This window comes from Flavobacterium sp. (assembly GCF_043720215.1).
GTDB lineage: Bacteria > Bacteroidota > Bacteroidia > Flavobacteriales > Flavobacteriaceae > Flavobacterium.
The window spans coordinates 1-7356 of record NZ_JAYSSZ010000259.1 but is presented as its reverse complement, the minus strand read 5'-3'; the positions used below and the strand labels follow the sequence as shown (position 1 = coordinate 7356).

The following is a 7356-nucleotide window of genomic DNA, read 5'->3' as shown; positions in this document are numbered from 1 at the left end:
CAGCTTGTGTATCATTTAAATCTAAAATCCTTGAAAACAAAACTGGACCAAATTCAGAAACTGTTGCGCGTAAACGAACACCTTCTTGTGCCGAAAGTGATAATAATTCAACAGGAAATGCTTTTGGCGCAAACGGAATGTTTATTTTAGCATGTCTTTCGGTAATAAAAGCTTTTTCTTCCCCTTCTTTTGCAACCCCAGAAAAATCTCCTTTTATATCCATCATCAAAACAGGAACACCTTTTTGGGATAATTGTTCAGACAATACTTGTATTGTTTTTGTTTTTCCAGTTCCCGTTGCTCCTGCAATTAATCCGTGGCGATTTAAGGTTTTTAGCGGAATTGACACAGGAATAGCTAATGCTTCTCCATCTAACATAGCACCCCCAAGAATAATGCTTTCGCCTTTGCTAGTATATCCTTCCGTTATGTGAGTCTTGAATTTCTCTATTGTTGTCATTATTTTATTTTATAGTCCTGCAAGTTATTAATTTTTGGTTTAATAAAAAACCGTACTATTTTCTTAAAACTGGCTCAATTATTGATGTTTTAAATAGTGGAAGGGATTTTATTGAATAAAATGCAAAATATAAAATTATTTCACAAATTTTGAGATTACTACAAAAAAAGAATGCATTTGCAATTAAATAGTTAGTAATCAAGCTGTTTTTAATTAGGTTTTACATTTAAATCATTTTTTTAAGTACCTTTATATTGCGATTATTGGATTCGCTGTTTATAAATTTGAAAAAAAGTTTTTTTATTAGAACTAAAAAATTAAATTTGCTTCCACGTATTTAATATTACAAAAGAAATTATAATCAAATTAAGAAAAATTTAAATTTTAGAAAAATGGCAAACGTTAAAGCAAAAAAAGAAAGTAGTTCGAACGGCGGAGATATGTTCTCAGGAATTGTTATCGTAGCATGTATTGTGGTTGGATGGTTAATCTGGGAATTCGTAATGGGTGCGGGTTCAAACTTCCAAGACGGATTGAATACTGGAGAGCCTAAAGTAGGAAATTATCTTGCAATGGTTTACAAAGGAGGTCCAATTGTACCTGTTTTAATGGGATTGTTATTAATGGTTGTTGTTTTTGGAATCGAAAGATTTATGGTTATATCTAAAGCTGCTGGAAAAGGTAATTTACATGCATTTATGAAAAAAGTACAAGGAAGTGTTACTTCTGGAGATATTGACGGAGCTATTGATGCTTGCGACAAACAAAAGGGATCGGTTGCAAATGCAATTAAATCTGGTTTAGTAAAATACCAAGCTGTAAAAGCTGAAGGTTTCAACAGTGAAGAAGCTACTGAAACGATTCACAAAGAAATCGAAGAAGCTACTTCTCTTGAAATGCCAATGTTAGAGAAAAATTTAACAATCATCTCTACATTAGTATCTTTAGGAACTCTTGCAGGACTTTTAGGAACTGTAACAGGTATGATTAAAGCATTTGGTGCTTTAGCTGCAGGTGGAACTCCTGACCAAGCAATGCTAGCAAATGGTATTTCTGAAGCACTTATTAATACTGCAACAGGAATTTCTACTTCTGCGTTAGCAATTGTTGTTTACAACTACTTTACTTCAAAAATCGACACGTTAACTTATTCAATTGACGAAGCTGCTTCAACAATCGTGAATACTTACAGACGTTTCAAAGGAAGTTTAAAATAATATAAAATAGTGTACAGAAAAAACAAACTAATTTTGTTTTTTCTGTACATATAAAACCAATAATATGGCTAAAGCAAAATCGCAAAAAAAGGCAGCCGCTATCGACATGACAGCAATGTGTGACGTAGCCTTCCTTTTGCTTACTTTCTTTATCTTAACGGCTACAGCAAAAGTGCCAGAGCCATTACCAGTTGACACCCCTAGTTCTACAGTGCAGACAAAATTGCCTGATTCAGATTTAGCCATGTTAACAATAGGTAACGGTAAAGTGTTTTTTGGAGTAACAGGAAAAGAAGTTAGAATAAGAACACTAGAGCTTATGGGTACTAAATATGGTATCGCATTTTCTCCAGAGGAAAGACAACGTTTCTCGCTGATGGATGCTTTTGGTGTACCAATGTCGCAACTAAAAAGTTTAATTGCTAAGAATAGCACTGAAAGAAACGAAAAAGATTTGCAATCAGGTATTCCCAAAGATTCATTAGACAATCAGTTAAAAGAATGGATATACAATGCTAGAATCGCTACACGTGATGTTGCAGGAAAAGAATTGAAGGTAGCTATAAAAGGCGATGCGAAACAAGAATATCCTCAAATTAAAAAAGTGATCGATATTTTACAAGACCAGCAAATAAACCAGTTTAACCTAGTTACTGGATTACGCGCAGAAGATTTTTAATATTTAAAAAAAACAACGATGGCAGAATTAAATACTGGCGACGACGGAGGCAAAAAAGGCGGTAAAGTAAGAAGTAAAAAAGGAAATTCACGTGTAGATTTAACTGCAATGGTAGATTTAGCTTTCTTACTAATCACGTTCTTTATGCTTACAACATCGTTATCAAAGCCACAATCTATGGATTTAGGTATGCCAGATAAACCAAAAGATGTACCCGAGGAACCGATATTAGTAGACGAAAGAAGAACCATGACCATTATACTAGGTGATAATAATGAATTGCAATTTTACATGGGTATCTTTGGAAAATATATTGAGGAACCAAAAATAGTTCCTTATGGCAAAGAAGGCATAAGAAAAGAATTGTTAAGCAAAGTGATTTCTGTTCCTAATGAGCTAGGCAAAGATGAACAGGGTAAAGACAAAGGATTAATTGTTATTATCAAACCAAGTAAAAAATCGACTTATAGAAATTTAGTTGATATTTTGGATGAAATGGCAATTTGTAAAGTCCCTACCTATGCTATTGTAGATATTACTCCTGAAGAAGTAGCTTTATTAAAGAAAGATATAGAATAAAATTTAACCAAAAAATAAAAATGAAATTAGATATATTCAAATCGCAGTGGTTAGATTTAGTGTTTGAAGGACGTAACAAAAAGTATGGTGCTTATGAGTTGCGTAAAGAGAATCCTAAAACTTCAGTTAAGGCATTACTAGGTGGAGCCTTTGTTTTTGCTTTAGCTCTTAGTACGCCACTAATTCTTGAAATGATACCAAACTCTGATGATGCTAAGAATAGTTTAGACGAAAAAGTAGTTTTGGTAAACATGGACAAGCCAAAAGATGTTTTACCTCCACCACCAAAACCGCCGGAGCCACCAAAACCAAAAATTGACGAAGTAAAATTTGTTGCACCTAAAGTTGTGGAAAAAGAAAAGGTGGTAGAAGAAATAAAAACTATCGAAGAGCTTAAAGACAAAAACATTGCAGCAAAAGACCAAAAAGGTGATAAAGATGCAGAAATTGTAATCGATCAACCAACTGGTAATTCCGATAAAGATGCTGAAATTATAGACAATAACGTATATAGTTCTGCTGGTATCGAAGTACAACCAGAATTTCCTGGAGGTGCTGCTGGTTTTTCTAAATATGTTCAAAGAAATTACCGTACTCCAGAGGTTGAGCAAGATCTTAAAGGTCGAGTATTTGTTGAATTTGTTGTCGAAAAAGACGGTAGTTTAACAGATATAAAAGTGGTTAGAGATTTAGGATTTGGTACAGGTCAAGAAGCTGTAAGAATGCTAAGAAACGCACCAAAATGGAAACCAGGTGTTCAAAATGGTAAAACAATACGTGTTCGTTATAGTTTACCTATTATGTTAGACATAAAAATGGAATAATGGATGATTTAAATCCAAATAATACCCAGAAGAAATCGCCAAAAGAGCGATTTCTTCTCGTTATAGGAATATTGTTCTTTCTATTATATTTAGCCTTCGGGTTAGCAGTAATCTTCTGGAAAGGATTGCCTCTCAACATGCCAAACAGTTATAAAATAGCTTTTGGTAGTATAATTATAGTATATGCTTTCTTACGTTTTATTCGTTTCTTTCAAAAAAAATAATGATGAGAAAATCTAGTGTATTAGTTCTAATAAGTTTTGCTTTTATCATAGTATTCTCTTGTGACAGAAAAGCAAAAAGTCAAGATGAAGAAACTATCCTGAAAGGAAAAGTCACCATTCTTGTCGACGAAACATTACTTCCTGTAATTGAAGACCAAAAACAAGTTTTTGAAAGTCAATATAATGCAACCTTAACTCTTATTGGAAAATCAGAATCAGAAATTGTACAATTATTGTCTAAAAACAAGAGTCAATTAGCCATTTTGTCTAGAGAATTAACAAAAAACGAAGGTGAAATTTTTGAAGTAAAAAAAGTTAAACCAAGAATCACAACATTAGCAACTGACGCTATTGCATTTATTTCACATAAAAATAACAACGATACTCTTATCGATTTAGAGAAAGTCATTACTTTTGTGCAAGGAAAAAATCAAAATAGTTTCAAAGGTTTGGTTTTTGATAATCCAAACTCAAGTACTGTTCGCTATATTAGAGAACTAGCGAAAGTAGAAGGATTGCCAAAAGAGAAAATATTTTCTTTCAAAACTAACAACGAAGTAATTCAGTTTGTTGCAAAAAATGAAGGAATGATTGGTGTTGTTGGTGTAAACTGGTTGTCGCAACCATTACCAGAAATGCAAGAAACGGTAGACAACATTAAGGTTTTGAGTGTTAAATCTTTAAAAGAAAAAGAATACTTAAAACCAAGTCAAAACAATATAGCAAGTGGATTGTATCCACTAACTCGTGAAATAAAAATGTTAAATTATCAAGGTTTTTCAGGTTTAGGCATGGGATTTGCTTCATTTGTTGGAGGAGAAATAGGACAACGTATTATTCTAAAATCTGGACTCGTTCCTGTTAGAATACCAAACAGAAATATTAAAATCCGAAAAGAGATAAACAAGAAATAAATAAACACAAAGTAAAATGAACAAAGTTAAAATTTTCAGTATTGCATTACTAGCATTTGGATTTTCTTCTTACGCACAAGAAATTGAACTAGCTAAAAAAGCTATCGATGCTGAGCAATACGAAAAAGCAAAATCTATCTTAAAATCAGCTATAAAAGTAAAACCTGATAACGGGAAAATAGCCTTTTTATTAGGAAATGTTTATTTGCAACAAAGCCAACAAGATTCGGCTAAAATGTTTTTTCAAAAAGGATTAACCTTAAAAGAAAATGCAAACTTTAATTACATTGGTTTAGGTCAAATAGATTTAAATAATGGAAACGCAGCTGCAGCCCAATTTAATTTTGATCAATCAACAAAAGACATCAAGAAAAAAGACATTGAACAATTTGTTTATATTGGTAAAGCGCTTACAAATGCTGAAAAACCAGATTATAAAAAAGCAGTTGTTAATTTATCTAAAGCAAAAATAGTAAACCCTAATGACGCTCAAACGCTTATGGCTTTAGGAGATGCATATTATGCAGATAAAAATCAAAATGAAGCATACAAAGCATACAGTAACGCTTTTGATGCAGACCCAACACTAATTCGTGCAAAAATGCAATTAGGTGTTTTACTAAAAGGCGCAAAAGCATTTGCAGAAGCAAAATCTGCATTTGACGGAGTCGTAGCAACGAGTCCAAATTTCGGACCTGTATACCGCGAATTAGCAGAAACCTATTTTCAATGGGGAACAAACGACAAACCTAAATATACAGAATACACAGCAAAAGCATTAGCGTATTATGAAAAATACATGAGCTTAACAGATTATTCATTAGCCTCACGTTTCCGTCATGCAGAATTTCTTATCGTAGCAAAAGATTATGTTGCCTTAGAAAAAGAAGCAAACGAAATGAAAAAACTAGATAAAGTAAACCCAAGAATTTTACGTTATTTAGGTTATGCATCATACGAAAATGGAAAGTCTGATGAGGCAATCAAAGTTTTAACAGATTATATAGCAAATCCAGCAAACAAAGTTATTGGTAGAGACTACTTATATTTAGGATTAGCTCAACTAAAGAATGCAACACCAGCACCAGCAACGCCAGAAGCTAAACCAGTTATAAACGACGCTTTGTTTCAAACAGCTGTGACTAATCTTCGTAAAGCTGTCGATTTAGACAAACCAATGGCAAATGATTTAAACGACATTGGTAAAAAATACTTTGACCAAAAACTGTACAAATACGCAGCAGCAATATATGAAGTAGCAACAACTAACCCAAATTCTAAAAATTATTTATACGATAATTTCTATTTAGGCTATGCACTATATTTTGAAAACTCTGACAAAGAGGCTTCAAAAATGGATATTGTAGCACTTAAAAAAGCTGACAAAGCATTCGATAACGTGTCGATCGCATCACCAACAACACAAGATGCATATATATACAGAGCACGAGTAAACAGTTTGTTAGACAAAGATCCTATTGCACAACAACAAATGGCAAAAAGTTACGAAGAATATATAAAAGTAGTAACCGCAAAAGGAGATGCAGAAGTCGCAAAACCAGCAAACAAGACAAAGTTTGTAGAAGCCTATCAAAACTTAGCTTTACACAACAAAAAAGACAAAGTAAAAGCAACAGAATATGTTACAAAAGCATTAGCCATCGAACCAACAAATGCAGATTTGTTAAACATGCAAAAAGCTCTAAAATAATAGTTTCAAAATTTCTTAAAACCGTCTCACATCAAAATGAGGCGGTTTTTTTATGAGCGAATTGTTCCCACATTGTTGGAAATTGCATTCCCGCTATCGTTTCAATCTCGTCAAGAAAAATGACGAGGATTTTCTCTCTATCGGGGCTATTTAGGATTATTATTTCTTCCTTGTAATTTAAAACAACAAACAACCGAAAACACTATCTTTGCAAATTATTAGATACAAAATGCTTACAAAAGAAACACAAATAGCAGTCGAAAAAGGAGAAATGCTTCCGCTTATGGAAGAATTTTACACCATTCAAGGCGAAGGATATCACACAGGAACAGCAGCCTATTTTATAAGAATTGGAGGTTGCGATGTTGGCTGTCATTGGTGCGACGTAAAAGAAAGTTGGAACGCAGCATTGCATCCACCCACAAAAACAGATCAAATTGTTGAAAACGCAAAAAAATATGCTCAAACCATTGTTGTAACAGGTGGCGAACCACTTACATGGGATATGACTGTTTTAACGCAAAAACTAAAAGCAGAAAACCTTCAAGTTCATATTGAAACCTCAGGAGCGTATCCAGTGACAGGAAAATGGGATTGGTTTTGCTTGTCTCCAAAAAAAAATAAATTACCCGTTGATGATGCTTACGCCATTGCAAACGAACTAAAAGTCATTATTTACAACAAACATGATTTTATATTTGCCGAAGAACAAGCAGCAAAAGTAAATAAAAACGCCATATTATATTTG

The 7356-nt window shown here is 33.2% G+C and carries 8 protein-coding genes; 7 read left to right on the top strand and 1 reads right to left on the bottom strand.

Annotated features, from left to right (window positions below):
- Positions 1-460: helicase HerA-like domain-containing protein (locus tag ACHZC3_RS11330; RefSeq protein WP_394759963.1), on the bottom strand; the 460-nt coding region annotated here is incomplete at its 3' end.
- A 392-nt stretch (positions 461-852) separates the two neighbouring features.
- On the opposite strand from ACHZC3_RS11330, the gene ACHZC3_RS11325 reads away from it, so the two are divergent.
- The 7 genes from ACHZC3_RS11325 to ACHZC3_RS11295 form a co-directional block, all read left to right on the top strand.
- On the top strand, positions 853-1677 hold the full coding sequence (locus ACHZC3_RS11325) for a MotA/TolQ/ExbB proton channel family protein (protein WP_394759962.1): 825 nt from the start codon (positions 853-855) through the stop codon (positions 1675-1677).
- 64 nt (positions 1678-1741) lie between these two features.
- Positions 1742-2356, top strand: coding sequence for an ExbD/TolR family protein (locus tag ACHZC3_RS11320; RefSeq protein WP_394759961.1), 615 nt, complete (start codon positions 1742-1744; stop codon positions 2354-2356).
- Between the two features lie 18 nt (positions 2357-2374).
- Positions 2375-2935, top strand: coding sequence for an ExbD/TolR family protein (locus ACHZC3_RS11315; RefSeq protein ID WP_394759960.1), 561 nt, complete (start codon positions 2375-2377; stop codon positions 2933-2935).
- Between the two features lie 20 nt (positions 2936-2955).
- Positions 2956-3759, top strand: a complete 804-nt coding sequence (locus ACHZC3_RS11310) for an energy transducer TonB (protein WP_394759959.1) — start codon at positions 2956-2958, stop codon at positions 3757-3759.
- Between the two features lie 226 nt (positions 3760-3985).
- Complete coding sequence (locus ACHZC3_RS11305) at positions 3986-4897, top strand: PstS family phosphate ABC transporter substrate-binding protein (RefSeq protein WP_394759958.1); 912 nt, start codon at positions 3986-3988, stop codon at positions 4895-4897.
- Positions 4898-4913: 16 nt separating this feature from the next.
- Positions 4914-6608, top strand: a complete 1695-nt coding sequence (locus ACHZC3_RS11300) for a tetratricopeptide repeat protein (RefSeq protein WP_394759957.1) — start codon at positions 4914-4916, stop codon at positions 6606-6608.
- A gap of 229 nt (positions 6609-6837) precedes the next feature.
- The coding region (locus ACHZC3_RS11295) for a 7-carboxy-7-deazaguanine synthase QueE (protein ID WP_394759956.1) at positions 6838-7356 on the top strand (519 nt) is incomplete at its 3' end.

Bases quoted from the DNA above. Each gene is read 5' to 3' on its own strand.
- ACHZC3_RS11325 (WP_394759962.1), top strand. From the start codon at position 853: ATGGCAAACGTTAAAGCAAAAAAAGAAAGTAGTTCGAACGGCGGAGAT.
- ACHZC3_RS11320 (WP_394759961.1), top strand. From the start codon at position 1,742: ATGGCTAAAGCAAAATCGCAAAAAAAGGCAGCCGCTATCGACATGACA.
- ACHZC3_RS11315 (WP_394759960.1), top strand. From the start codon at position 2,375: ATGGCAGAATTAAATACTGGCGACGACGGAGGCAAAAAAGGCGGTAAA.
- ACHZC3_RS11310 (WP_394759959.1), top strand. From the start codon at position 2,956: ATGAAATTAGATATATTCAAATCGCAGTGGTTAGATTTAGTGTTTGAA.
- ACHZC3_RS11305 (WP_394759958.1), top strand. From the start codon at position 3,986: ATGAGAAAATCTAGTGTATTAGTTCTAATAAGTTTTGCTTTTATCATA.
- ACHZC3_RS11300 (WP_394759957.1), top strand. From the start codon at position 4,914: ATGAACAAAGTTAAAATTTTCAGTATTGCATTACTAGCATTTGGATTT.